23 protein-coding genes and 1 pseudogene are annotated in these 26458 nt (G+C 60.6%); 13 read left to right on the plus strand and 11 right to left on the minus strand.

Annotated features, from left to right (window positions below; translation table 11 throughout):
• Positions 1-7: 7 nt before the first annotated feature.
• On the plus strand, positions 8-1036 hold the full coding sequence (gene tdh / locus ABH944_RS24505) for an L-threonine 3-dehydrogenase (RefSeq protein WP_404609950.1): 1029 nt from the start codon (positions 8-10) through the stop codon (positions 1034-1036).
• Positions 1037-1077: 41 nt separating this feature from the next.
• Here tdh and ABH944_RS24510 read toward each other — a convergent pair whose 3' ends face one another.
• From ABH944_RS24510 to xylA, 5 genes are all read right to left on the minus strand, one after another.
• Positions 1078-5952 carry an NAD-glutamate dehydrogenase gene (locus ABH944_RS24510; RefSeq protein WP_404609949.1) on the minus strand — a complete coding sequence of 1625 codons (4875 nt, stop codon included), beginning with the start codon at positions 5950-5952 and terminating at the stop codon, positions 1078-1080.
• A gap of 105 nt (positions 5953-6057) precedes the next feature.
• Complete coding sequence (locus tag ABH944_RS24515; RefSeq protein ID WP_404609948.1) at positions 6058-7257, minus strand: sugar ABC transporter permease; 1200 nt, start codon at positions 7255-7257, stop codon at positions 6058-6060.
• Positions 7254-8810, minus strand: a complete 1557-nt coding sequence (gene xylG, locus ABH944_RS24520; RefSeq protein WP_404609947.1) for a D-xylose ABC transporter ATP-binding protein — start codon at positions 8808-8810, stop codon at positions 7254-7256. The genes ABH944_RS24515 and xylG overlap by 4 nt, the downstream gene beginning before the upstream one ends.
• A 91-nt stretch (positions 8811-8901) precedes the next feature.
• Positions 8902-9930, minus strand: coding sequence for a D-xylose ABC transporter substrate-binding protein (gene xylF, locus ABH944_RS24525; RefSeq protein ID WP_062084373.1), 1029 nt, complete (start codon positions 9928-9930; stop codon positions 8902-8904).
• 268 nt (positions 9931-10198) lie between these two features.
• A complete protein-coding gene (xylA, locus tag ABH944_RS24530) occupies positions 10199-11515 on the minus strand; it encodes a xylose isomerase (protein WP_404609946.1) in 1317 nt (438 codons plus the stop codon).
• A 244-nt stretch (positions 11516-11759) separates the two neighbouring features.
• Between xylA and ABH944_RS24535 the strand changes: the two genes are divergently transcribed.
• Entirely contained in the window at positions 11760-12968 is a 1209-nt protein-coding gene (locus ABH944_RS24535) for a XylR family transcriptional regulator (RefSeq protein ID WP_404609945.1), read from the plus strand.
• Positions 12969-12995: 27 nt separating this feature from the next.
• Positions 12996-14066 carry an aldose epimerase family protein gene (locus tag ABH944_RS24540; protein WP_404609944.1) on the plus strand — a complete coding sequence of 357 codons (1071 nt, stop codon included), beginning with the start codon at positions 12996-12998 and terminating at the stop codon, positions 14064-14066.
• Between the two features lie 17 nt (positions 14067-14083).
• Here the strand turns inward: ABH944_RS24540 and ABH944_RS24545 are convergent, their stop codons facing one another.
• Both ABH944_RS24545 and ABH944_RS24550 read right to left on the minus strand, forming a co-directional pair.
• Positions 14084-14404, minus strand: a complete 321-nt coding sequence (locus ABH944_RS24545) for a plastocyanin/azurin family copper-binding protein (protein ID WP_404609943.1) — start codon at positions 14402-14404, stop codon at positions 14084-14086.
• 82 nt (positions 14405-14486) lie between these two features.
• On the minus strand, positions 14487-14819 hold the full coding sequence (locus ABH944_RS24550; RefSeq protein ID WP_404609942.1) for a hypothetical protein: 333 nt from the start codon (positions 14817-14819) through the stop codon (positions 14487-14489).
• 160 nt (positions 14820-14979) lie between these two features.
• Between ABH944_RS24550 and ABH944_RS24555 the strand changes: the two are divergent.
• Both ABH944_RS24555 and ABH944_RS24560 read left to right on the plus strand, forming a co-directional pair.
• Positions 14980-15633 (plus strand): annotated as a pseudogene (locus tag ABH944_RS24555) (RNA polymerase sigma factor); the annotation flags it as partial.
• A complete protein-coding gene (locus ABH944_RS24560) occupies positions 15623-16315 on the plus strand; it encodes an anti-sigma factor family protein (RefSeq protein WP_404609941.1) in 693 nt (230 codons plus the stop codon). The pseudogene ABH944_RS24555 and the gene ABH944_RS24560, both read left to right, overlap by 11 nt.
• Positions 16316-16408: 93 nt before the next feature.
• Here ABH944_RS24560 and ABH944_RS24565 read toward each other — a convergent pair whose 3' ends face one another.
• Positions 16409-16561 (minus strand): hypothetical protein, encoded by a 153-nt coding sequence (locus tag ABH944_RS24565; RefSeq protein WP_404609940.1) that lies wholly within the window; start codon positions 16559-16561, stop codon positions 16409-16411.
• Between the two features lie 345 nt (positions 16562-16906).
• Between ABH944_RS24565 and ABH944_RS24570 the strand changes: the two genes are divergently transcribed.
• Together ABH944_RS24570 and ABH944_RS24575 are read left to right on the plus strand one after the other, a co-directional pair.
• Entirely contained in the window at positions 16907-17299 is a 393-nt protein-coding gene (locus ABH944_RS24570; protein ID WP_404609939.1) for a hypothetical protein, read from the plus strand.
• A gap of 25 nt (positions 17300-17324) precedes the next feature.
• A complete protein-coding gene (locus tag ABH944_RS24575) occupies positions 17325-17858 on the plus strand; it encodes a YMGG-like glycine zipper-containing protein (protein ID WP_404609938.1) in 534 nt (177 codons plus the stop codon).
• Between the two features lie 65 nt (positions 17859-17923).
• Here ABH944_RS24575 and ABH944_RS24580 read toward each other — a convergent pair whose 3' ends face one another.
• Positions 17924-18748, minus strand: coding sequence for an IclR family transcriptional regulator (locus tag ABH944_RS24580; RefSeq protein WP_404609937.1), 825 nt, complete (start codon positions 18746-18748; stop codon positions 17924-17926).
• Positions 18749-18915: 167 nt separating this feature from the next.
• Here ABH944_RS24580 and ABH944_RS24585 point away from each other — a divergent pair, with 167 nt between their 5' ends.
• The 5 genes from ABH944_RS24585 to ABH944_RS24605 all read left to right on the plus strand — a co-directional run bounded on the left by ABH944_RS24585 (position 18916) and on the right by ABH944_RS24605 (position 23066).
• Positions 18916-19683 carry an ABC transporter substrate-binding protein gene (locus ABH944_RS24585; protein ID WP_097266446.1) on the plus strand — a complete coding sequence of 256 codons (768 nt, stop codon included), beginning with the start codon at positions 18916-18918 and terminating at the stop codon, positions 19681-19683.
• Between the two features lie 31 nt (positions 19684-19714).
• A complete protein-coding gene (locus ABH944_RS24590; protein ID WP_165104213.1) occupies positions 19715-20371 on the plus strand; it encodes an amino acid ABC transporter permease in 657 nt (218 codons plus the stop codon).
• Positions 20368-21114 carry an amino acid ABC transporter ATP-binding protein gene (locus ABH944_RS24595; protein WP_404609936.1) on the plus strand — a complete coding sequence of 249 codons (747 nt, stop codon included), beginning with the start codon at positions 20368-20370 and terminating at the stop codon, positions 21112-21114. Before ABH944_RS24590 ends, ABH944_RS24595 begins: the two co-directional genes overlap by 4 nt.
• Before the next feature lie 9 nt (positions 21115-21123).
• The gene (locus tag ABH944_RS24600; RefSeq protein WP_404609935.1) at positions 21124-22416 is read left to right on the plus strand and encodes an NAD(P)/FAD-dependent oxidoreductase; all 1293 of its coding nucleotides are present in this window, start codon (positions 21124-21126) and stop codon (positions 22414-22416) included.
• Positions 22417-22595: 179 nt separating this feature from the next.
• Complete coding sequence (locus tag ABH944_RS24605; RefSeq protein WP_404609934.1) at positions 22596-23066, plus strand: hypothetical protein; 471 nt, start codon at positions 22596-22598, stop codon at positions 23064-23066.
• Between the two features lie 145 nt (positions 23067-23211).
• Here ABH944_RS24605 and ABH944_RS24610 read toward each other — a convergent pair whose 3' ends face one another.
• Positions 23212-24744: a sensor domain-containing diguanylate cyclase gene (locus tag ABH944_RS24610; RefSeq protein ID WP_404609933.1), complete on the minus strand. Its 1533-nt coding sequence runs from the start codon at positions 24742-24744 to the stop codon at positions 23212-23214.
• Between the two features lie 502 nt (positions 24745-25246).
• A complete protein-coding gene (locus tag ABH944_RS24615; RefSeq protein ID WP_257026163.1) occupies positions 25247-25381 on the minus strand; it encodes a hypothetical protein in 135 nt (44 codons plus the stop codon).
• A gap of 696 nt (positions 25382-26077) precedes the next feature.
• On the opposite strand from ABH944_RS24615, the gene ABH944_RS24620 reads away from it, so the two are divergent.
• Positions 26078-26302 (plus strand): hypothetical protein, encoded by a 225-nt coding sequence (locus ABH944_RS24620; RefSeq protein ID WP_404609932.1) that lies wholly within the window; start codon positions 26078-26080, stop codon positions 26300-26302.
• The last annotated feature ends 156 nt before the right edge of the window (positions 26303-26458 follow it).

Consider the following 26458-nt stretch of genomic DNA (forward strand, 5'->3'; position numbering starts at 1 on the left):
GACAATCATGAAAGCACTGGCAAAACTGGAACGTGGCCCGGGGCTGACGCTGACGCGCGTCAAGAAGCCTGAAGTCGGTCATAACGACGTGATGATCCGCATCACGCGCACAGCTATCTGCGGCACCGACATCCATATCTGGAAATGGGACGAGTGGGCGCAGAAGACCATTCCCGTGCCCATGCATGTGGGTCACGAGTACGTTGGCGAGATCGTGGAGATGGGGCAGGAAGTGCGTGGCTTCGCGATCGGCGACCGCGTGTCCGGTGAAGGACATATCACCTGCGGTTTCTGCAGAAACTGTCGCGCGGGGCGCCGGCATTTGTGCCGCAATACCGTGGGCGTCGGCGTCAATCGTCCCGGTGCGTTCGCCGAGTTCCTGGTGATTCCGGCGTTCAACGCGTTCAAGATTCCGCCGGAAATTTCCGACGATCTTGCCGCTATCTTCGATCCGTTCGGCAACGCAACGCATACGGCGCTGTCGTTCAATCTGGTCGGCGAGGACGTGTTGATCACGGGCGCCGGGCCGATCGGCATCATGGCCGTGGCAATCGCGAAGCATGTGGGTGCGCGCAACGTAGTGATCACCGACGTGAACGATTACCGGCTGGATCTTGCCCGCAAGATGGGCACGACGAGGGCGGTGAATGTGTCGGAGACGTCACTGCGCGACGTGATGGCCGAGTTGCACATGACCGAAGGCTTTGACGTGGGGCTGGAAATGTCCGGCGTGCCAAGCGCGTTCACGGGCTTGCTGGAAGCGATGAATCACGGCGGCAAGGTGGCCTTGCTTGGCATTCCGCCCGCGCACATGGCGATCGACTGGACCCAGGTGATCTTCAAGGGACTGGAGATCAAGGGCATCTATGGCCGCGAGATGTTCGAGACCTGGTACAAGATGGTCGCCATGCTGCAGAGCGGGCTCGATCTCTCCCCTATCCTCACGCATAGCTTCGCCGTGGACGACTATGAAGAAGCGTTCGCGACCATGTTGTCAGGCCAGAGCGGCAAGGTGATCCTGGACTGGACGGTTTGAGACAGTACGGCTGGAGCCATGTCTGGCTCCAGCCCATGCAACTACGCACGTTCCAGCGTCGCTATCTCGCGGACCACAACCAGCAGCATCGAAAGGCTCGCGCCGCTCGTTGCACGCAATTCCGCCAGCAGACGTGCGTAACGTTCGACGGCGGCTTCCCTTCTTGATCGCCAGTTTTCAACGATCACCTCAGGCGTATCCATGTCGCGTGTCTGCTCGAGCGCACTGATCGTCAACGCGCGCTTGAGCCGCGCAAGCTCTTCCAACGCAGCCGCCCGCGCGAGCAGGTCCCAGTGAGTGGATGCAGGCAACGCCATCGCACGCTCTGCAATCCAGCCGTAGTTCAGCAATGTGCCTATGGCGAAATAAACGCTCGCGACTGTCTCGAGGCTACGGTCGCAACTGGCCGCCACTTCGGCGCTGTCCAGCACGGCAGTCGATAACCCGCCGCTCGCCACCAGCGCGGCCAGCGGACCTTCAACCCCCGCGTCCTCCAGCACGCGACGCCGTTCCGTCCATCCGTCGAGTTCATCGGCAGGCAGCAAGCTCGGCAACTGCGGTGCAAGCCTTTGCGCCGCCTCACGACAGCGCGCGACACGTTCGGCCGCAAGACCCGCGTCCTCCGTCGATACCTTCAAATGACGCAGGAACCAGAGCGTTGCGCCTTCCAGCAAACGCACGACATCGACGAACATCCGCGCTTGCACTTCGTCTGCAACGTGATTGTCGAGCGCGTCGATACTGCTCCAGATCTCGTTCAGATCGAACACGTCGCGCGCCATGATGCAGGCACGCACGATCTCGCTGGGACATGCATCGGTTTCCTCCATCAACCGGTGCACGAAGGTGCAGCCGACCCGGTTGATCAATGCATTCGTCAGGTGCGTGGCCAGGATTTCGCGCCTGAGCGGATGGCGTTGCATCGGTTCGCTGTAGCGAGCCTGCAAGGGCAATGGAAAATAGTCGGGCAGCATGCCGGCGACAAGCACGTCCTCGGGGACATCGGAGGCCAGCAGTTCGTCGTAGAGCCACATCTTGCTGTAAGCCAGCAGCACGGCCCGCTCGGGCGACGTGAGCCCAAGTTTGGCCGCCTGACGCTCGGTAATCTCTTCATCCGACGGCAGGAATTCGATCTTGCGTTTAAGCCTGCCTGCACGTTCGAGCCAGCGCATCAGCCGCGCCTCGCCATCGAGCATCTCGGCCACGTAGCGATTCGCAATCGATAACGCCTGCGTCTGCGCGTAGTTATCTTTCAGCACGAGCAGGCCGACTTCATCGGTCATCTCGGCAAGCAGCGCGTTACGCTGCTTTTCTGTCATCTCGCCGTCGGCTACCACAAGGCCCAGCAGGATCTTGATGTTCACTTCGTGGTCGGAACAGTCCACGCCCGCGGAGTTGTCGATAGCGTCCGTGTTGATACGCCCGCCATGCTGCGCGTATTCAATCCGGCCAAGTTGCGTCACGCCCAGGTTGCCACCCTCGGCAACGACCCTGCAGCGCAGTTCGGAGCCGTTGACCCGCACGGCGTCGTTGGTGCGGTCACCGACCTGTGCCGGTGTCTCGCGCGTCGACTTGACGTAGGTGCCCACGCCGCCGTTGTAAAGCAGATGCACATCCGCCAGCAGGATCGCGCGGATCAACTCGTTTGGCGCGAGCGTCGTTGCTGTTACGCCGAGCGCGGCCTGGGCCTGTGGCGACAATGGAATGGTTTTCGCGGTGCGCGGGAAGACACCGCCACCGGCTGAAATCAGCGTGGCGTCGTAGTCCGCCCAGCTTGATCGCGGCAGCGCGAACAGCCGTTCGCGTTCGTTGAAACCCGCGGCGGTATCGGGATTCGGATCGAGGAAGATATGACGATGATCAAACGCCGCAATCAGGCAGATATGACGTGAAAGCAGCATGCCGTTACCGAACACATCGCCGGACATGTCGCCGATACCCACCACGGTAAAGTCCGTCGTCTGCGTATCCACACCCATCTCGCGTGAATGCCGCTTAACCGATTCCCACGCGCCGCGTGCGGTGATCGCCATCCTCTTGTGGTCATAGCCCACCGACCCGCCCGATGCGAAGGCATCGTCGAGCCAGAAACCGTATTCGCGCGCAATGGCGTTGGCGTAGTCAGAGAACGTGGCCGTGCCCTTGTCGGCCGCGACAACGAGGTAAGGATCGTCGGGATCGTGGCGCACGGTATCCGGCGGCGGCACGATGACGCCGGACACACGGTTGTCGGTGACATCGAGCAGGCCACGCAGGAACATCTGGTAGCACGCTACGCCTTCACGCGCGAACGCCTCGCGATCGGTGACCGGCGGCGGGTTCTTCACCACGAATCCCCCCTTCGATCCCACCGGCACGATCACGGTGTTTTTCACCATCTGCGCCTTCATCAGGCCGAGCACTTCAGTGCGAAAATCTTCCCGCCGGTCCGACCAGCGCAAGCCGCCGCGCGCCACCTTTCCGCCTCGCAAGTGCACGCCTTCGACTCGCGGCGCATAGACCCAGATCTCGAACATCGGCTTGGGCTCGGGGAGGCCCGGCACCATCGACGGATCGAGTTTGAATGACAGGTAGGGCCTGGATTTACCTTCGGCATCCTTACGAAAGTGATTGGTGCGCACCGTCGCGTTGATCACGCCGAGGAACTGCCTCAGGATGCGGTCCTCGTCCAGATTCGGCACGTTGTCGAGCGCGGCTTCTATGTCGGCAAGCACATGCTGCGTGCGGGTGTCGCGAAGCTCCCGGCTTTGAGCGTTATCGCCGGCCGACCCGGGAAGCGCCGGATCGAAACGCACCAGGAACAGTTCAAGCAACTTGCGCGCGATCGCCGGGTTGCCGGTCAGCGCACGCTCTATGTAAGCATCGCTGAACGTGGACCCCACTTGCCGCAGGTACTTGGCGTAGGCACGCAGGATCGTGACGTCGCGGGCACCGAGTTGCGCGCGCAGGACCAGCCGGTTGAAGTCGTCGTTCTCGACCTCACCCGTCCAGACGCTTGCGAACGCGTTCTCGAACAACTCCTTGACGCGGTCGATATCGAACTCCACGTCGTCGGCAAGCTCCAGTCCGAAGTCGTGTATCCACGCATGCGGCGCACCCTGCGGTTCAATGCGATAAGGCCGTTCTTCATCCACCCGCACGCCCAGGTGCTCCAGCATCGGCAGGCTATGCGACAGCGCGATCGGGTCGCCCACCCGATACACCTTGAACCGAAACGCCCGCCGCCCGGCTTCAATCGGCCTGTAGAGGCTCATGGCAAGGCCGCCCGCCTTCACCTGGGTCTGCTCGATCAACTCGATATCGCGAACCGCCGTGCGAGCCGGATAATCCTCGCGGTAACCCGCCGGGAACGAATCCGCGTATCTGTTCAGCAGCCGGTTGCCCTGCTCTTCACCGTAGCTGTCGATCAGCGCATCCGCGAGATCGTCCTGCCAGCGGCGCGCAACCTGCACGATCCGTTGCTCGAGTTCGCGTGTATCGGCTTCGGGCATTGCGCCTTTATCGGAGCGCACCGTGATATAGATGCGTGCGAGCGGAGACTCCGAAAGCAGCGGCGTGAACTCGATGCTCTTGCCGTTGAACGCCTCCATGAGCACGTTCGCGATGCGTTTGCGCAGGTCCGTGTTGAACTTGTCGCGGGGCACGAACACGAGGCATGAGACAAAGCGGTCGAACCGGTCGCGCCGCACGAACAGGCGTGTGCGCTGATGCTCCTGCAACCGCAGCACGCCGAGCGCGATGTCGAACAAGTCGTCCTCATCCGCTTCGAAGAGTTCTTCACGCGGATATTGTTCGAGCACGGTCACCAGCGACTTGTGCAGATGCCCCTTCGCGAGAAAACCGGCACGCCTGATGATGTTCGCGCATTTGCGCCGCACGATCGGGATCTCGGAAGTGGGAACCAGATACGCGGTGGACGTATACAGGCCGATAAACCGCCGCTCCCCGATCACCTTGCCATCCGCGCCAACGCGCTTCACGCCAACGTAGTCCAGGTAGCCCGGCCTGTGCACGGTCGCGCGCGAATTCGCCTTGGTTAGAAAGATTGGCGCGGAGCCGTTGATGATGGCGGCCGCTGCCGGAGGCAAGGGCGTGGTGTTATCGGCTGAGGGCGGGCGCAGGCTTTCGCGCAATAGTCCCGCGCCGGAGCCCGGCACGCCGCGCAACGCGAACCCGTTGTCTTGCGTAATGAGTTCGTAGTCACGGTGCCCGAGGAAGGTGAAATGATCCGCCACCATCCACTCAAGGAAGGCGCGTGCCTCGACGCCGTCCGCGCTCGTCTCACGCGCTTTCATTTCTCCTATGGTGGCACGCGCAACGTCGACGATCTTCGGCCAGTCTTCAACCGATGCACGTACGTCGCCAAGCACCCGCGCGATGTCGCTGCGTAGCTCGTCGAGCTTGGCGGCTTCGCCGCAGCGGTCCACTTCAAAGTGAATAAACGATTCGAGCCGTGATTGCGGATCACCGCCGTCGACGTGACCCAACGCGATCCGCGTGATCGCCCCGCTCGCGCCGCGGGAAACCCGGAACACCGGATGAATGGCGGAATGCATCGAGAGACCCAGGCGGTTGACCGCCATGGTGACCGAGTCGACGAGGAACGGCATGTCGTCGTTGACGATCTCGACCACCGTGTGATCGGAGTGCCAGCCGTGTTGTTCGAGGTTGGGGTTGTAGACCCGCAGGACCTCGCGGCCCGTCGTGAATTTTTGCGCCGTCTGCCAGTGCGCCATGGCCGCGCCGTAGAGATCGGCTATGTCGCGGCTCTGGACGTCTTCGGGGTCCGCAAGTTCGTAGTAGTGGCTCAGGAGAGGTTCGACGACATTGAACGCGGGCTCGGGCAGCCGTCCCCGTGCAAAGTCGACTACGTCGGTGAGAAGGTGCGCTACGCGCTCTTCGCTCTTGGTCAGCATGTCGGCTCCCGGATCTTGTACGTACGGTGCTCGGATTATGCGCCAAGTTTTGTGACACTTACCCTCCGGTCAAACCACCATGGAAAACCCCCGCACTACTATTGGTTAGCGCTGGTTGGAGCCCGACACGACATCGATCCACACCGCGAGCACAAGAATCCCGCCCTTCACGATCATCTGCCAATACGAATCGACATCGAGCATGGACATGCCGTTGTCCAGGCTCGCCATCACCAATGCACCGATCAATGCGCCATACACGGTACCCGAACCACCGCGCATGGATGTCCCCCCAATAAAGCACGCGGCAATGGCGTCGAGTTCGCCCATGGTCCCCGCCGACGGCGACCCGGCCGCGAGCCGCGCCGTGTTGACTAACCCGGCAAGCGCGCACATCAGGCCCATCAGCGCAAAGATCATCAGCTTCACGCGGTTGGTATTCACGCCAGATAAACGGGTCGCTTCCAGGTTTGAACCAACCGCATAAATACGCCGGCCAAACACGGTCTGCGTCGCGATATAGGTGAAAATACCAAGGAGCGCCAGTAGCAGCAACACCGGCACGGGAATACCGCCGTACTGGTTCAGCGTGGTCACGAACGCGACCAGCACGAGCCCCGCCGCCACGATCTTCATGCCGTCCTGCCAGAGCGGCACGACAGGCAGGCTGTAACGCAGGCGGTTCTGCCGCTGGCGCACGGTCAGCGAGACGAGCAGCGCAAATAGCACGACGGCCAGCACATTGCCCGCCATGCGCGGCAAATATCCCTGGCCGATAAACACCAGGTTGCTCGAGACCGGCGCGATGGTCGAACCACCCGTCACGCCCAGCAGCACGCCCCGATACGCGAGCATGCCGCCAAGCCCGACAATGAACGACGGCACCCGCAAATAGGTCGACCACCAGCCGTTGAACAGGCCGACTGCAATGCCAAGCAGCATGACTGCCGGCACCGTGAACTGGATCGGCCAGTGATGCGAGACATCGAGAATAGCGGCCACGCCGCCCAGCAAACCGAGCAGCGACCCAACCGACAAGTCGATCTCGCCCGAGATGATCACGAACACCATGCCGCACGCGAGCATGCCGGTAATCGACATCTGCCGCAGCAGGTTCGACAGGTTGCGCGGCGTGACGAACGCGCCGTCGGTGAGGAAGGAAAAGAAGATCCAGATGACGGTGACCGCCAGCAGCAGGGCAAGCAACTTGTAACGCGTGAATAGCTGCTTGAAGCGCTGCCCGGAGGAGGTGCCCGCGCCGCCGGCGGCGCTGCGTTTGGGCGACGAGGTGACGTCAGGAGTCATGCGACGCTCGCTTGAAAAGAGTTTGTCTGTGGGGTCGCGCGGATGGCTGCCGCCAGGATATGTTCCTGCGTAAGCCCCTCATTGACGAAGTCGCCGCGCAACTGACCTTCGCCGATCACCAGCACGCGGTCGCTCACGCCCAGCACTTCGTTGAGCTCCGACGACACCACGATGATCGACACGCCGCGGCGGGCCAGCGCGAACATGAGCTTGTAGATCTCGAACTTGGCGCCTACGTCAACGCCGCGCGTGGGTTCATCGAGGATAAGAATTGCCGGGTCGGTCAGCAGCATCTTGGTCAGCACGGCCTTCTGCTGATTGCCGCCGGACAGGCTGGCGATGGACAACATGGGGGTGGCTGCACGCACGGAAAGCCGCTTCATCTCGGTATGGATGGTGTCGAGCTCGGCAGCGGAATCAATCCGCCCGCCCTTCGCAAAACGGTTCAGCACGACAAGCGTGATGTTATGTCCCACGCCCAGTTGCGGCACGATGCCGTGGCGCTTGCGGTCCTCGGGCACCATGCCGATACCGGCGTCGATTGCATTGGCCGGGGTCTTGATCTTCAGGCGCTTGCCGTTCAGGTAAACCTCCGCCTCGCTGATGCCCGGGTAGGCGCCGAAGATTGCCTGCATCAGTTCGGTCCGCCCCGCGCCGACCAATCCCGCCACGCCGAGAATCTCGCCCTTGCGCAGCGAGAACGAGACGTCATCCACCCGCTTGCGGCGTGAGTTGGTCACGTCGAAACAGGTAACGTGACGCGCCTCGAAGATCACTTCGCCAATGTCATGCGGCTCGCGCGGGAACAGGTTCTTGATCTCGCGGCCCACCATCATCGAGATGATGCTGTTGGTGCTCAGGTCCTTCATCGGCTGCGTGGCGACATGCTTGCCGTCACGGATCACCGTGATGGTGTCGCAGACGGCTTCCACTTCATCAAGCTTGTGCGAGATGTACACGCACGCCACGCCGCGTTTCTTCAGGTCGCGCACAATGTCCAGCAGGATGCGGATTTCGCTCGCGGTCAGGGACGACGAAGGTTCATCCAGGATCAGCAACTTTGCGCGCTTGTTCAACGCCTTGGCGATCTCGATGAGCTGCTGATGGCCGCCGCCATAGTTCATCACGGGCTGAGCCACGTTGATGCCGCTGATGTTCAATTCGCGCAGCAATTCGTCCGCGCGCTGGTACATGGCCGCGTAGTTCATGCGGCCGCCGCTCAGCGTGATCTCGTTGCCGAGGAAGATGTTTTCCGCCACGGATAGCTGCGGCACCAGCATCAGTTCCTGATGGATGATGACAATGCCGGCGTCCTCCGTTTCGCGGATGGTCGATGCCCGCAAAGGCTCACCTTCCCAGAGGATTTCGCCTTCCCATGTGCCGTGCGGATAGACGCCGGACAGCACTTTCATCAGCGTAGATTTGCCCGCGCCATTCTCGCCGCACAAACCAACGCATTCCCCGGGCGAGACCGCGAGGTCGATTCCGTCGAGCGCCTTCACACCGCCAAACGTCTTGACGATGCCGTGCATTTCCAGCAGCGCGTTTGCCATGCGGTTTTATCCTGGACAGTGAATCAGCGTGAAGGCCCACCCTTACTCATACTTGCAAGGCCCTCACGCCCGGCATGACGCTAAAGGCGTGTTAATTTCCCGCCAACTGGGCTTGCGTGTAGAAACCGTCCTTGATCACGGTGTCGACATTGCTCTTCGTCAGGAGCGTCGGCTGCAGCAACACGGTGTTGACCTGCTTCATGCCGTTGTCGTATTTCGCGTTATAGGCCGGTTGCTGCCCCTTCGCCAGGTCCACCGCCAGTTTGGCCGCTTCGCCCGCAATCAGCTTGAGTGGTTTATAGACCGTCATGGTCTGCGTGCCGTCCACCAGGCGCTTGACTGCGGCCAGGTCCGCATCCTGACCGGAGATAGGCACCTTGCCCGCGAGGTGTTGCGCAGCCAGCGCCTGGATAGCGCCGCCGGCCGTGCCGTCGTTGGACGCCACGATGGCGTCGATCTTGTTGTTGTTCGCGGTCAGTGCGTCTTCGGTGATACGAAGCGCGGTCGCCGCACTCCATTCCGGCACCCATTGCTGGCCGACAACCTTGATGTCGCCGCGATCAATGGCCGGCTTGAGGATCTTCATCTGCCCTTCACGCAGCATCTTCGCGTTGTTGTCGGTCGGTGCGCCGCCGAGCATGAAATAGTTGCCCTTCGGCTGCGCGTTGAACACCCCTTGCGCCTGCATTTCGCCGACCTTCTCGTTGTCGAAGGAGATATAGGCGTCCACATCCGCGTCGAGGATCAGCCGGTCGTACGACACCACCTTGATGCCCGCCTTCTTCGCTTCGGCCACCACGTTGCCGAGGGTTTTCGAATTGAACGGCACGATCACAATGACATCCACACCTCGCGAGATCAGGTTTTCAATCTGCGATATCTGCCGTTCTTCACTGGCATCGGCGGATTGGACGGACACCTTGGCGCCCAGCTTGGTCGCGGCGGCAACGAAATAATCCCGGTCGCGCGACCAGCGTTCGACCCGCAGATCGTCAATGCAAAAGCCAATTTCAGGCTTGTCCTTGCTTGCGTAAGCCAGCGAAGGAAGCACGGTCAGACTTGCGAACATCGCTCCACAGACCAGCGATCCGAGCACAGCACGGCGTTTTGCGAACTTCATGTCTCACTCCTCTTTATGGTTGACGAGCCGATACGTCTCCCTGCGCGGCCGGTGAGGGCCACGCATAGGCGAGAGAGGGGACGTCGGCGGAATCTACTGCTTGCGCCGCGAATCGGTGTCCGCGGTCGTCGGTTTTGCGGGTTGGTGGTCTCTCTTTAATTTGTCGTTAGCTTGGGGCCTTATTCGCCTCGAACGCAATTGCGAAATCAGCCGGTCCGCTTAATGATTTTCAATGCGGCTTCTTTGCGGTTTTGCCAAGCTTGGCACATCACTTATAAATCGCCCTGTTCACGATATTTTCGAGCAGCTCCTGTTGTCCGCTCAAATGCTGAGGGTTAACACGACGTCCGAGCGCATCTATAGCCAGCGATTCCAGAGAGTAACCGCCTGAGAGAATCTTGCGGCCAAATTCCGTGTCCCATCCCGCGTAACGCTGGGTCTTGAACTCCGCAAGCTTGTCGTTCTCGACCATCGTGGCTGCCCGTTCAAGCGCGAGGGCGATGACATCGATCGCGCCTATATGCCCGAAGAACAGGTCCTCGGGCGCCACGCTCTGGCGGCGCACTTTCGCGTCGAAGTTCATGCCGCCGGTGCTGAAGCCGCCATGCCGCAGGATTTCATACAACGCCAGCGTCAACTCTTCAACGCTGTTCGGAAACTGGTCGGTGTCCCAGCCGTTTTGCGGATCACCGCGATTGGCGTCGACACTGCCGAAGATGCCAAGCGCATAAGCGGTCGCAATTTCGTGGTGGAACGAATGCCCCGCGAGCGTTGCATGATTCGCTTCAATATTCACGCGAATTTCATTTTGCAAACCGAACTGCGCAAGAAAACCGTGGACCGTCGCCACGTCGTAGTCGTATTGGTGCTTGGTCGGTTCCTGCGGTTTCGGCTCGATCAGCAAAGCCCCCTTGAAACCCGTCTTGTGCTTGTGCTCCACCACCATGTTGAGGAAGCGCCCAAGCTGATCCCGTTCGCGCTTGAGGTCGGTGTTCAGCAGCGTGTCATAACCCTCGCGGCCACCCCACAAGACATAATTTTCTCCGCCAAGCCGATGCGTGGCCTCAAGCGCCTGGAACACCTGCGTGGCTGCGAACGCAAACACTTCCGGGTTCGGATTCGTCGCGGCTCCTGCCGCATAACGCGGGTGCGAAAACAGGTTCGCCGTGCCCCACAACAGCTTGATGCCTGTCTGCTCCTGCTTGGTCGCCAGATAGTCCGTGACGCCTTTGAAGTTGTTGACGTAGTGCTTGATGCTGTCGCCTTCGGGTGCCACGTCCGTGTCATGGAAGGTGTAATACGGCGCACCCAGTTTCGAGAAGAATTCGAATGCCGAGTCGGCTTTCACATGGGCTCGTTCTATGGCGTCACCGGGTTGCTGCCAAGGCCGGTGAAACGTGCCCTGCCCGAACATGTCCACCCCCGGCCATACGAACGTATGCCAGTAACAGACGGCCAGGCGCAAGTGATCCTCCATGCGCTTGCCGAGCACCAGCTTGTCGCGGTCGTAATGGCGGTAGGCGAAAGGATTGTCGGACTGCGGACCTTCATAACGTACGGCCGGCAAATGTTCGAAATACGACATGGGCGTCTCCTTGCTTTTAATGTGACACCATGCTGCCAGCATCGTCGCACAGCGGGCAATTGCGAAATCCGCCAGCGCTCATGGTGTTTCTTCAGGTAAGTCATAATCAGGCTGGCGGTGGGCTGACGCGCGGGCCTAGAATCAGCAAACGCTACAAAGACCTTAGAAAAACAGGCGCATATTGCGCTGCAACGGAGATGACGGGCATATCGCGACGCAGCGGCATGCGTCCGTCCGGAGTTCGATGACACGACCACAGACCGCTCAGGCATCACACCGGATCGCACTGCTGTTCAACGCGAACAAGGTGTATGACCGTGAGGTGATTACCGGCATCGGCAACTATCTGCTGTCCACGCGTGTGGCATGGGACCTCTTCCTGGAGGAGGATTTTCGTTGCCGGCTGAACGGCATCGAACGCTTCGAAGGGGATGGCATCATCGCGGATTTCGACGATCCGGCGGTGGCCGAAGCACTTGGAGATTCGCAACTGCCCGTGGTCGCCGTGGGTTCGTCTTATGCGGACCCGGCTTGTTATCCAGCCAGCCTGCCTTATATCGCGACCGACAACACCAAGCTGATATCGCTTGCATACACGCATCTGATCGGCGCCGGCTTGCAGCGTTTTGCGCTGTACAGCCTGCCCGAAGCATCGGAAAACCGCTGGGCGCAGGAACGCGAACTGGCCTTCAAGGCGCTGCTCGCGGCCGATGGGCTGGAAGCGGATATCCATCGCGGCCTGCCGACCAGCGCGCCTGTCTGGAGCCAGGCAAGCGCGCAACTGACCTCGTGGCTGGAGAGCTTGCCGAAGCCCGTAGGCGTGATTGCCGTGACCGATGCACGCGCGCGGCATCTGCTGCAGGCGTGCCTTATTTCGGGTATTCCCGTACCCGAGCAAGTCGCCATCATCGGCATAGACAACGATCCATTGACCCGTTCGCTCACCCGCATCCCGATCTCTTCCGTGATTCAGGGGGCCGAGGAAATGGGCAGGACAGCGGCTCATTTGCTGCACCAGATGCTGGGCGGTGCGCGCTTTCACGGCAGGCGCATCCTCGTCCCGCCGGTGGGCATCAACGTGCTTGAATCAACGCGGCATCAACCGGTGTCGAGCCCCTATGTCATGCGTGCGCGCCACTACATCCGGCAATACGGATGCCAGGGTATCAAGACCGAACAGGTGGCCGATTACGTGGGCGTGTCGCGCTCGTCGCTGGAGGATCACTTCCGCCGCGAACTCGGCTGCACCGTGCATCAGGAGATCCTGAATCACAAACTCGATGTCGCGAAGCAACTCCTCGCCCGTCACGATTTATCGAGCGCTGAAGTCGCCATTCGCTGCGGCTTCACTTCGCTGCAATACATGTACGCCGTGTTCCGCCGCGAGCTGGACTGTACGCCGCGCGAATACCAGGAGCGCCTGCCGGTCGCGCCCTGCGCACAACCCGGCTGATCGCCGCTCTTCATGAATCCAGCCGGCATGCCCACACCAATCCGCCCAGGCTCCGCGCGCGTCAGTGTCGAACGCTGGGGTAAGTTGCCCGGCGGCGACGTGGCGCGCCTGTTCACGCTGCGCAATGTGCACGGCATGCGCGTCGCGATCAGCGATCTCGGTGCGACGCTGGTCTCATGGAATACCGCCGACCGCGCAGGCCGCGTGGCCGATGTCCTGCTGGGCCATGACACGCCGGCTGAATATTTCGCCGGGCAGGCCTATCTAGGCGGCGTGATCGGACGCTGGGCAAACCGGATCGAGAACGCGCGCTTCGCACTCGACAACGTCGCGTATTCGCTCGATCGCAACGAGGGCCACAACTTGCTGCATGGCGGCGCGGCGGGCTTTCATCGCGCGCTATGGGACGCTCAGGAGGCGGACGGCGGACTGGTCCTCACGCATGAATCGCCGGAAGGCGAAGCGGGATTCCCCGGCAATGTGTCGACCACATTACGCTACACGCTCGACGACGACGGCACGCTGACGCTCGCGTATGAAGCCGTATCGGACGCGCCTACGCCGCTCAACCTGACGAACCACGCTTGCTTCAACCTGTCCGGCGACGAAACGGCCGATATCCGCGGCCACGTGATTTCCATCGATGCCGACACGTTCTTCGAAGTCGACGCCGCACTGATCCCCGAAGGCCGCGCGCAGGTCGCGGGCCATGCGTTCGACTTCCGCGCGAGCGCTCCGCTTGGCGCGCGGCTCGACTGGCCGCACGATCAGCTCGTGCGAGCGGGCGGCTTCGATCATTGTTATGTCGTAGGTGAAAGCGGCAGGACGCTCAACCCTGTCGTGCGGCTCTACGACCCCGGCAGCGGCCGCGAATTGACAATGGGAACCAGCGCACCCGGCGTGCAGTTCTATACCGGCAATCATCTGGACGGCATCGTGGGACGGCATGGACGACACTATGGAAAGCACGCCGGCCTGTGCCTCCAGGCCGGCGCATTTCCGAACCAGGTCAACATGGCGGATGCGGGCAACGTGATCGTCCGGCCCGGTGAACCGTACCGGCAAGTCACGTGGTATCGGCTGGGCGTGCAGCAATAACCTCTTCTATCCCTCTTCTATTTCACAACGATCGTCCCCGTCATATGCGGATGGATCGAACAGCAATACTTGTACGTGCCGGGTTTCAGGAACGTCTGTGAAAAATGCTCACCGGAATCGAGCGGGGCGGATTTGAATTCGCGCGGTGTTGCATCGTTGACGATCGTATGAGGCATGTCGTCATGGTTCTCCCAGGTCACGGTCGACCCCGCTGCAACCGACAACTGAGCAAGACTAAACGAAAAGTTGTCGATCACTACGGTAGTCGCGGCCGGCTTTGCATCGGCGGCAAATGCGGGCGCAGCCGCCAGCGCCGTTGCCAGGCACAATGCGGCCATTGTTTTAGCAGCCGTCGTGGCCACCATGCATGCCGAAAATCAGACAGTGTCATCATCATTCTCCGCTGGTTCAAAAGGGCGCTCATACGCTGAGCCGGGTATCGACAACGGCCAGTTCAGCCTTGCCCGGAACGTAGTTGACCGAACGCACCCCCAGCATCTTGCGCAGCGTGTCGGCGGGGACTTTCATCGGTCCGGGACCGGCAGCCGTGCCCGGGGCTGGCTGCGGAAAGGCCGTTGATAACGTCGAATAGAAGTTGATCTCGCCTTTAACCTTTTGTGCGACCTGATGCACGTGGCCGTTGAGCACCGTGACCGAACCGAAGCGCTTCATCATTGCCAGGGCCTGCGCGCTGTCATCCGTACCCCAGCCCCATTGCGCATATAGATGCAAGCTGGGGTTGCATTGCCCCATGCCCACCAAACTCAGCGGTCCGGTGCTTTATGCCCGATAAATTTTTTCGCGAAACTCGCATAATCTGGAATAAACCTGGAAGCCGGACAGTAAGTACGGTTGAGAGCCGGCGTTTTGTAGTGCGGTATGGCGGACCGACGGCGACCCGTCATGCGCATGGGCGCATGACACACATTCAGCACGTTCCACGGCAGGGAGAGTACCGATGGCGAAGCACTCGCCGAATCGCTTCGACGAGGTGATGCTGCCGCATCTGGACGCGGCGTATAACCTTGCTCGCTGGTTGAGCGGCAGTCCCACGGACGCTGACGACGTCGTGCAGGAAGCCTTCCTGAGAGCCTTTCGTTTCTTCGACGGTTACGAGGGCGACAATCCGCGTGCCTGGCTGCTGGCGATCGTGCGCAACACCTGGTTCACCGAATGGCGCAGGCAACATAGCCGCGCGGATGCCACGCCCTACGACGACTCGCTCAATGTCGACGACCAGCTTCCCGGCTGGGCCGACGAAAGCGGCGACGATCCCGAGAAACTGGCCGTGCGGCAGGACGAGACCCAGCTCGTGCATCGGGCGCTGGCCACGTTGCCGGTCGAATATCGTGAGGTGATCGTGTTGCGAGAGCTGGAAGACATGAGCTACAAGGACGTGGCAGCGGTGGCGGGCATCCCCATGGGGACGGTGATGTCGCGCCTGTCGCGCGCGCGCCGCCTGTTGTGCACGGCCGTGCGGGCGGCCCAGAGCGGGTCTGAACAGCAGGCGATCCGCCTGGTCAAAACACCACCCGCCGGTCCGGGGGAGTCCAAGCGTGGAAACTAAACCCAACTCATCTCTCGCTGACAAACTGCGCGACGGCTCGCTCTACGAGCGTGCCCCGGCATCCCTGCGTACGCAGGTGCAAGCCCGGCTGAAAGCTGAAACAGCGAAGGAAGCGAAGCAAAAGCCGTCGCGCTGGAACTGGTCGTGGCGCATGGCGGGTGTCCCGTTCATCGGCGGCGGCGTGGCGGGGATCGCCCTGTGCTCGGTGGTCTTCATGACGCTGCTCTGGACCCAGCAACCGCCCCGTGGCGGCGACCTGCAGCAGGAGATTGTTTCAAGCCACGTGCGGGCGTTGATGTCGGCGCGCACAATGGATGTGCTGTCGAGCGACCAGCATACGGTCAAGCCCTGGTTCAATGGGCGCATCGACTATGCGCCGCCCGTGGTCGATCCCCAGGAGCAAGGTTTTCCGCTGGTCGGCGGCCGGCTCGATTATGTGGATCATCGTCCGGTGGCCGTCATGATCTACCGGTACCTGAAACATCCGATCGACCTGTACGTCTTCCCGGATGATCACGGCAAAAGCGCGCCGTCGTCCACGCCTCTGGTCACACAGTCCGACGACGGTTATTCGCTGGTCGAGTGGCACCAGGACGGCATGGTCTATTGGGCGATCAGCGACGCATCGCCGGTCTACATCAAGCGGTTCGCCGAAGCGATCAAAGCGGGAACGCGGCAATAAGCGCGACCGCACGGCGCGACACCGGCGTCATGATCCGCATCATCGAGCGGGCGCAAGCGCTGCTGCGCTTGCAGCTTTTATCCGGCCTCGCCGCTACGAAGCCTCGCGCTTCTGCTTCGTGCGCAGCAACGCCAGTTGCGGCGTCAGTACGTTCCCTTCAATTCTGGTCACATTCGCGCCGACCGTTGCGCGAGCACACACCCGCGGTTGTCCGCTCTTGTGCCTGAAGACGATTCGGCGTCTCATGTAAAAAACGTTTCGCGCCGGGAATTTCCGCGAGAAGTAATCGTTTTCAATTGTAAGAGCAGTGCCACAGGGCCGCTGGAGTGGACACCTTTACTCCTGTTAGAAGCCGCACCGGATTGCCGGGTATTTTTGATTGAATTCCATAAAAATATATTACCTGATGCTGTCAATTATCTTTCGAATAAGGGCGTTAACGGCAGTTTTGTAACGATCGGAAAAATGACACGTAACGTCTGTAATGGCACTTCGTGGTCAACTGAATTAGCGTTCAGTTGTGCTCCTTTAATGCGGTGGATGACGGTTCGGTCCAATATCTGCTTGCGGTAAAAAAAGTCGGGGAGCGTGATGTCAAACCAGGTTGGGAGAAATGTCGTGAAACGCCTGAATTCTTGCTTGCCGCTAGCGGCGGTGGCAGTCGCCGCAGCCTGTATCTGCGGGCCGGCGAATGCCGCACGTGTTTTTGTGGGAGTGGGGGTGGGACTCCCCTATTACTATCCCGTTGCGCCGGTTCCGTATTACTACCCTTACCCCTACTATCCGCCGGTCGTGGCCGTGCCGGCGCCGCCACCGGTCAACTATGTCGAGCAGGGACAGGCGCAGGGCCAATCGGCCGACGGCTCTGGACAGCAGGGTGGCTCCTGGTACTACTGCGATGCATCGAAAGGGTATTACCCGTATGTAAAGGACTGCCCGTCCGGTTGGCGTCCCGTGGCGCCGCAACCAGGCAACTCTCAGTAATCCTTGAACGGAAGATCAAAGCATCATGAAGTATCCAAGACTTGCATTACTCGTTTCGATGGGGGTTTCGCTCGGCATTCTCGGCGGCTGCGCCGTGGTGCCTACGGGACCGAGCGTGATGGCCCTTCCTGGTACCGGCAAGACCTTCGACCAGTTCCGCGCGGACGATGGTTCGTGTCGTCAGTTTGCGTATGGGCAGGTTGGCGGTGACCAGGCCAATCAGTCCACGACCAATAGCGTGGTAGGCAGCGCCGTGGTTGGCACGGCGTTGGGCGCGGCTGCGGGTGCGGCGTTCAATGGCGGTTCGGGTGCTGCGGTAGGCGCGGGCGCCGGCTTGCTGGCCGGCAGTTTGTTTGGTGCGTCCAACGCGCAAGGGTCAGCTTACGACGTACAGCGCCGCTATGACCAGGCGTATCTGCAGTGCATGTATGCAAACGGTAACCGCGTGCCAATGCGCGGGCGGATGATGAGTGCGCAACCGGCGCAAGGCGTTTATTCCACCCAGCCGCCTCCTCCGCCACCGCCCGGGATGCCGCCGCCTCCGCCACCGGGGTATTGAAGAAGGCTCGACGTTTTCGTTCGCACCCGGGAAGGACCTGACCCAAGGAGTGCGAACGATAACCCTTACCCCAGCGTACGGATCGAGTTGCTGATTCCCCGCGCGCAATCAATCACCGCCGGGGCCAGGCGCTGCTCCGCTTCGGCGAGCGTCCAGCGGCTCGTGGGCGCGACAACATGCACCGCCCCCACCGGACGGCGCTCGCCGTCAAGCACGGCCGCTGCAATCGTCATATCGCCAATGAACAACTCCTCCCGATTCGAGGCATAGCCGCTGAGCCGCCCTTGCGCCAGCCGCGCGTGGATCTCTCTGAGATCTGTTACGGTGTACTGCGTATGCACCACACGCTCGCTTGCCTCCAGCAGCACGCGTGACTCGTCCTCCGGCAACGCCGCCAGATACGCCCTCCCCGACGCCGTGCAATACATGGGAATGCGGCTGCCGATCGGCATGTGTATGGGCAGGAACTTCGTACACACGAATCGCCCCACGTAGACCATCTCCACGCCATCCGGTTCGGTCAGGTTGGTCGTCTCTCCCGTCACATTGGTCAGCTCCGACAGGAACGGATTGGCGACATCAATCAACGTATCCGCCGCCAGATAGTTGAAGCCGATCTGCATGGCCTTCGCCGCAAGCTGATACCGCTTCGTGCGCGGATGCTTCTTCACATACCCCAGCTTTTCCAGCGTGTAGATCATGCGCTGCGCCGAACTCTTGGTGATCGACGTGGCCTCGGCCACCTCCGGCAGCGTCATGGTCCGCCGCTGTGCACTGAACGCCCGCAGCACCGCAATGCCCTTCTCCAGCGACTGATTGAACAACGCATCCGGCACGTCGTCAGCTGCAGCAGGCACGTCCGCCTGAAGGTCCGGCTTGTTTAGGTTCATGGATTTACCCAATTGTTTGGATCGAGGTGCGGAATGACAATGCAACACTATCATATCGAATATCGATACGCATATTTCGATTGACGATTTTATTGTCTCGAATAAGATACTCCAACCGTCATTGACCGATTTCTCTTGTCGACCCTTCCCAATAAGTGGAGAGCCTCATGTTCCAGTTCGTCAAACGCTTCGCCTGTGTCCTTGCAACGGGATTGCTGCTCACGGGCGCACCGGCCCTGTCGGTGGCCGCCACCCCCACTTATGCGGTCGGCGCGACAGCTACGGGTATTCCGTTCACCTTCCTCGACGTCAAGACCAACTCGATCCAGGGCTTGCTGGTCGACGCCATCACGGCCACCGGAAAGGCGTCGGGTTTTGACGTCAGCATCGAACAAACCACGTTCTCCTCACTTATTCCGTCGCTGACCACGAAGAAGATCGACATCATTTCGGCCGCCATGCTGAAGACGCCCGCACGCCAGCAGGTCGTCGACTTCTCGGACACGGTTTACTCCTATGGCGAAGGCCTCATTGTGCGCGCCGACGACACCGGCAAATACCCGACAATGGACTCGCTCAAAGGCGAAGTGGTGGGTGCTCAGGTAGGGACGGCGTTCGTCGATGCGCTGAACAAGAAAGGCATTTTCAAGGAAGTGCGCACCTACGACTCAGTCGCCGACATCATGCGCGACGTCGCCCTCGGACGCATCAAGGCAGGCTTCGGCGACCATCCGATCATCGCTTACCAGCTTCAGCACAACCCGAATCCGCAGTTGCGGCTGGTTGCCGAGTATCAGCCGGAAGTGAAAGGCCAGTTGTGCTTCGTGGTGCGCAAAGGCGACACGGCCACGCTCGACCAGTTGAACGCGGGCATCAAGAAGATCAAGGCTGACGGTACGCTGATGCAGATCATCAAGAAGTGGCAGGTGGAATAACGGCATCCTCAGCATAAAGAGGATAGAAGCCATGTTCTTCCAGAACGCCATCGAGTTCCTGCCGATCCTGCTGAAAGGCGCGGTCGTCACGATCGAGATCACCTTCTGCTCGTTCATCCTGAGCACGCTGCTCGGTCTCCTGCTGGCGCTGATGCGGGTGTCGTCGAACAAGCTCGCTTCGCGCGCCGCCGCGACGTTCATCAACGTGATCCGCGGCCTGCCGATCATCGTCCAGCTTTTTTATATCTACTTCGTGCTGCCCGATCTGGGCGTGCGCCTGTCCGCGTTCCAAGCGGGTTTTATCGGGCTGGGCATCGCTTACTCCGTGTATCAGGCCGAGAATTTTCGCGCGGGCATCCAGGCGATCGATCACGGGCAGATAGAAGCGGCGCAATCCATTGGCATGCGCGGCGCGCTGATCATGCGGCGCGTAGTGCTGCCGCAGGCGTTCAAGATCGCGCTGCCGCCCTATGGCAACACGCTCGTGATGATGCTGAAGGACTCGTCGCTCGCGTCCACCATCACGGTCGCTGAAATGACCCGTGCCGGGCAGTTGATCGCGTCGTCGACGTTCCAGAACATGACGGTGTTCACGCTGGTTGCGCTGCTTTATCTCGGGCTCAGCCTGCCGCTGGTCTATGGCTTGCGTCGCCTGGAACGCCGCCTCGGTCTCAAGGGGAAACGATGATCAAGGTCGACTCGATTCATAAACGCTTTCACGACCAGGAAGTGCTGAAGGGCGTCAGCCTCAACGTTGAAGCGGGTCAGGTTGTCTGCCTGATCGGTCCGTCCGGCTCGGGTAAGTCAACGCTCCTGCGTTGCATCAACGGGCTGGAAAAGCACGACGCCGGCACCATCACCGTAGATGGCCGTACCGTCGACGCCCGCTCGAATCACATTCACGAACTGCGCATGCAGGTGGGCATGGTGTTCCAGCGCTTCAACCTGTTTCCGCACCGTACCGCGCTGGAGAATGTCTGCGAGGGTCCGGTGTTCGTCAAGAAAGAAGCCCGTGCGCAAGCGCGGGAAAAAGCGCGTCATCTGCTCGACAAGGTCGGGCTCGGGCATCGCATGGATGCTTACCCGTCGGAACTGTCGGGCGGCCAGCAGCAGCGCGTGGCGATTGCCCGGGCGCTGGCCATGGAGCCCAAGGCGATCCTGTTCGACGAGCCAACGTCCGCGCTCGACCCCGAACTGGTTGGCGAAGTCCTGAACGTGATGCGCCAGCTCGCCTATGACGGGATGACGATGATTGTCGTCACGCACGAAATGAGTTTTGCGCGCGAAGTGGCTGACAGGGTGTGTTTTCTCCATGACGGCACGATCTGCGAAGAAGGCGCCGCAGCCGATCTGCTCGAACGTCCGCAACATCCCCGCACACGCGATTTCCTGCGCCGGGTGCTCACTTCCACCGACGCGCCTTCAACCTGAATATCCAACATGAGCCTCGTTGAAGTTGCACAACCGTTGCCGCCTTCTCTCTGGGCCGCGACGGCGGAACCGGCCGTCGATACCCCGCCGCTCGACACGTCCATCAAGACCAATGTGCTGATCGTAGGGGCGGGTTATACCGGCCTGTCGACCGCCTTGCATCTTGCGGAGCAAGGTCTGAAAGTCTGCGTGATCGATGCGAACGAACTGGGCTGGGGCGCGTCCGGCCGCAACGGCGGTCAAGTGATTCCCGGCCTGAAATACGATCCGGATGAACTCATCCGCCGCTATGGTCCGCGCGACGGCGAAGCGCTCGCGCAGATTGCCGGGGGTGCCGCGGACACGGTCTTCGACCTGATCGGCCGTCATCAGATCCAATGCGACGCCACCCGCAATGGCTGGATTCAGCCCACGCATTCGAACAAGCTGCTCGGCACGCTGCACGCCCGCGCACGGCAGTGGGAAGCGCGTGGTGCGCCGGTCGAACTACTCGACCGCTCGCAGGTTGCGAAGCGGCTCGGTACTGAAACATTCGTGGGCGGCTGGATCGACAAACGCGCGGGCAGCGTGCAGCCGTTGAGTTATGCGCGTGGGCTGGCACGCGCGGCAAAGGCGGCGGGAGTCGCGATTCACGGTGCAACCCGCGCCGTCGCGCTCGAACGAAGCGCCGACGGCTGGCGCGTGCAATGTGCCGGAGGGACGGTCGTCGAGGCAAAACAGGTGCTGCTCGCGACCAATGGTTATACCGACTCGCTTTGGCCCGGCCTCGCGCAATCAGTGATAGCGGCAAATAGTTTTATCGTCGCAACCCGGCCTTTGCCCGGCGATATTTCCGCGAGTGTGCTGCCCGGACGCGAAGTCGCGTCGGACTCGCGGCGGTTGTTGCTGTACTTCCGCAAGGACGCCGCCGGCCGCTTGCTGATGGGCGGCCGAGGTCCCTTCCGCGATCCGCGTGCCGTCACCGATTGGGCGCATCTTGAACGCGCAGCGCGGTTGATGTATCCGCAACTCGAAGGGATCGAATATGAATACCGATGGGCGGGACGCATCGCCATTACACGGGACTTCCTGCCGCATGTGCACACGCCTGCCAAGGGCTTGACGATAGCGCTGGGCTACAACGGGCGCGGCATCGCCATGGCGACAACCCTGGGCAAGCACCTCGCCGCATTCATGAGCGGCGCGGCACAGGGACTGCCGCTGCCGCCCACGTCGATCCAGCCGATCCCCTTTCATGCGCTGCAGCGTGTGTATATCAGTGCGGGCGTGGCGTGGTATGGCTTGCTGGATGCGCTTTCCTGACAACGTTCCGATGGCAGCCGGCCTGCCGAAAAAAAACCTCCGGGGACCGAAGAGGCGTAAATTCATTGGATAGGTTCCGGCCTGTCGCGTAGCGGTTGCATGGCGGTTGCATGCTGATTGCATGCCTTACGCGGCAGGTCAAACGTCGAAGTCGGACACGTTGTACAGGAGGAGCAGCCATGAACACAAAACAAAGTAAAAAGGGACATCTCGAAGCCGCAGCATCGCATCACGAGCAGGCCGCGCGATTTCACCGCGAGGCGTCACATCATTTCGAAGCAGGCAAGGACCACGACCATGCCGCCCATCAGGCGGTCATGGCGCACGGGCATGCCCTTCACGCCATAGACGAAGCCAACAGCGTCGTCAAACATAACGCCGGTGCGTCGACCGTCTTACCGCCGCCATCGGGTTCCGGCGACAACACGACCGCAGCGCAGCATCATGCAACGGCGGCAGAACTCCATGGGCAGGCGGCGCAGCATTTGCGCCACGCGGCCAAACTCTTCGACGACGATCGCAGCGCTGTCGCCCACGACACCCAGTTGGCGTTTTCCCTTGCCGTACGTGCGTTAGCTCACGGCAACGAAGCGGCCAGGCAGCATGTCACAGCCTTGCGCGAGAAAAGTCCGGTGAGTGGCGCCGCCTGAGCTCGCGCGTTTGAAAGGACGTTGCCGGAAGCAAGACAATGGACTTCATCATCGCCCTGGCCTCTTCGATCGGAACTCGTTGAACGAACGTCAGGGCGCATTTGTAGCGAGCCGTCGGGCGCGTTTGAGAGCGTGTAATCCCAGGCTAGGTCGTGACGGCCGCTCCGCCGAATGGCCCGGCCATGCTCGTCTGGTTTCTGCCCGAAGCCTTCGCCCGATACACAGCCTGGTCCGCCACCTTGATCAGCGCAAGCGGGTCGGCCACCTCTTCGGTGTCGGTACAGGCCACGCCGATGCTCACCGTGATGACTCCATGCTCGCTACCGTTGTGCTCGATCGCCAGACCGTGGACAGCCGCATGAATGGCGGCGGCAACCACAGCCGCGGACGCGCGGTCCGTCTCCGGCAATACCACCACGAACTCCTCCCCTCCGAAGCGCGCAGCGATGTCGCCCGGCCGCTGACTGTTTCGCGCAATCGCCTGCGCCACCGCGGTCAGCGCGTCATCACCGGCCTGATGGCCGTACGTGTCGTTGTAGCCCTTGAACCGGTCGATATCCACGAACAAAAGCGCCAGTGGTTTTCCCGAGCGCTTTGAACGATTCCATTCAAGCATGAGGCGGTCGTCGAGACTGCGCCGGTTGCTCAGGCCCGTCAGGCCGTCAATACGCGTCATGTTGCGCAAGTGCTCCTCCACTTCCAGCCGGTGCCGGAACTCCACTGAGAGAAGCTGTGCCGCAAACAACAGGCCGACAATCAGCAGCGCCGTGACAACGCCGATATACCAGGCCCGGCTGGTCCAGTCCGCGAAGACGTAGCGGGTAGCGGGCGCAATGATCACGATCATCTTCAGCTTGTCTAACGTGCGAAAGTTATAGAGCCGCTCTTCCCCGTCTTCTCCGGACGTGGCAATAAACGACGTCTCATGCGTCTCTTTGAAGCGCTCGAAGTTTTTTCGTCCGGCGAAGTTTTCGTCGACTGCGGTTCCATCGTTCGGATAACGTAGGATCATGTGACCGTCGTCCTGCAAGAGCGTGATGACGCCCCCGGGGCCAAGCCGGACCCCCGACAGCAAGTTCTGGAAGTAGTCGAGCCGGAAGGCTGCCACCACAACGCCGGCGAACGAGCCATCGGGATGATTCACCCGCCGGCTGAACATGAGATCGACTTCGCCGGGAACCAGGCGCGAATGCAATGGACGGCTGATGAAGAGCCCGAGATTCGGATTGTCGCGATGAACGACGAACCACTCCCGGTCGGCCAGGTCGACCCTGCGTGGAATCGCGCTCGTGGAGTCCACAATGATCTTGCCCTGCGAATCAAGGCACAACAATGAACCTATGTACTGGCTGGCGGTAGTGGATCTGTCGAACAGAAGTTCCCGCCTCAGGCGGTCCGGCAGCCGCATGACGTCTGCGTCCTGCGCGCCGTCCACGGCCGCCCGGATGGAGAGGTCCGTCAGCTGGGCGGTGTACGTGATGTCATGCTCAATGACGCGCGCCAGGTTGTCCGCATTCTCGATCGCGCGAGCCGTCGTATCCTGATGCGCCTGCACCAGAACAGCGAGGGCGAACCCGAACACGATCACCGAAAAAGCAATGCTGCCTAGAACTATTGCATTCGGATGGCGCGCTAAAGCCGCTCTTAGCCGAAAGAAAATAGTCGGTCTTTTTAACATTCGAAGGCTTCCAACGATAAGGCGCTATTGTCTGGCGCTTGTCAGATCCGAGCCGGCCTGCGCCTGTTCGCACTTCGCCGATCCAACCCTCCCGCCCGCAGGAAACGGTCCCCCTAAAGCCGCAATCACCCATGCAATCCGTCATTGCCGAGCGTGCGCGTCCCACCTTTCGATTTGCCTTTTTACTCCCGGTCCTGAGTGCCTCCCTCGGCGCCCATTCGTCATGCAATTATTCTATGCGTTCCCGGCCGTCACGCGACGATCTTTCTTCTGCAGGTACGCGCTTGCCCGCCAACGCTGTCATTGGAATACAACAGCGTCAAGCTAGCCGTCGCGCGATCAAATGCCGGATGCGAAAAAGCCGTTCCCGTGAAATCCGGAACGGCTTTTTCAAAGACTGCTTAATGACGCTACTGAAGCTGCTGCAGATACTGTTAATACCGCAGGTCTGACCGCCCATCGATGCCGATCCGGCACATCGATCAGCCGACAACTCCGGCAATTAATGGCAGCGCTTTTCCCAATGATGATGCACCTTCACTTTGTGGCATTCGCGATGGTGCGGCTGGGCGGAGGCCGGGGTGATAACGCAGAACGTGGTGGCGGCAAGAGCAAGGGCGATGGCAATTTTCTTCATGGTGTTTTCCATAAGTGTAAGGCGGGGAAAAAGTGAAGTGGCTTCACATAGCGAGTCATTCATGCACAGGCGGTACAGACGCCGACATTGGCGGACGAGTTCAACAACACCCCGCAACCCCATCATTAGCGGTTGGTCATGTCGTCTATCAAGTGTCCCAGGAGGTTCCCGCCAGTCGATGGTTGTTCACCCTACATTTCTGTTAACGCAACGGATGCGAATTGGATAACAACTTTTCGGACTTTTTTTGCTTAAAAATGATGGGGGTTAACGTTAATAAAACGGTGAATCAAGCTGTTAATCAAGCTTATGAAGCACGCTAGAAGCTAGCTGTAAAGCAAGGCACGAATCAGAACACGGATTGTGCCTGTTGAATACTTCAGTCGATACGATTGCAACGTCGGCATTTTGTAATTTATCGCGGCGTTACATGCCGTTCATCCATCACGATGCATACCAGGTCGCTGCATGCAACGTCGCCAAGCATCCGCAAGGTTTGTTCCTGCTATTTTCAGGGAGCGTTTGTCATGCGGTGTAACGCATGTAAGCGGTCCTGCAACGCACTGGAAGCTTGCACGGCATACACTGATCATGCGTCTTCTCCCAAGACGCGGTTGTGAGTGATGCAAGTGACTGCAGCTTGGCCCGCCCTCCTGGGTGGGCCGTTTTTTTTCTTCACGAACAAACGAGTCTCCAATGAACCGTATCTTGTTCGCGCCGGCCGTCACGTGCCTGCTATTCGTTTCTTCAACTTATGCACAGTCGAGCCCGGACGTCGCTAACTCGGCTATCGCGCAGAACTTCCAGTACATCAATCACCCGCCTGCGCCGCCCGCTGAAGCCAGCGCTCCGGCCGCGACCGCAAAGGGCCGGGGGCATCGGCACCAGCAGACCTCGACCGACACCGATCCGACGCAATAGCAACGACATCGGCGGTTGCACCGCCAGCAACATGAAGCGCACCAATCTTCGGGATTGCAAACGCCGGCGCAGCGGGGTGAACCCAAAACCTGCGCGTTTGCATTCACACTCTCGCGGTTGGTTTCGGGCAAGTCATCGGCATGTCTGACTTCCACA

It is taken from the genome of Caballeronia udeis, from assembly GCF_044909315.1.
Classification (GTDB): Bacteria; Pseudomonadota; Gammaproteobacteria; order Burkholderiales; family Burkholderiaceae; genus Caballeronia; species Caballeronia udeis_A.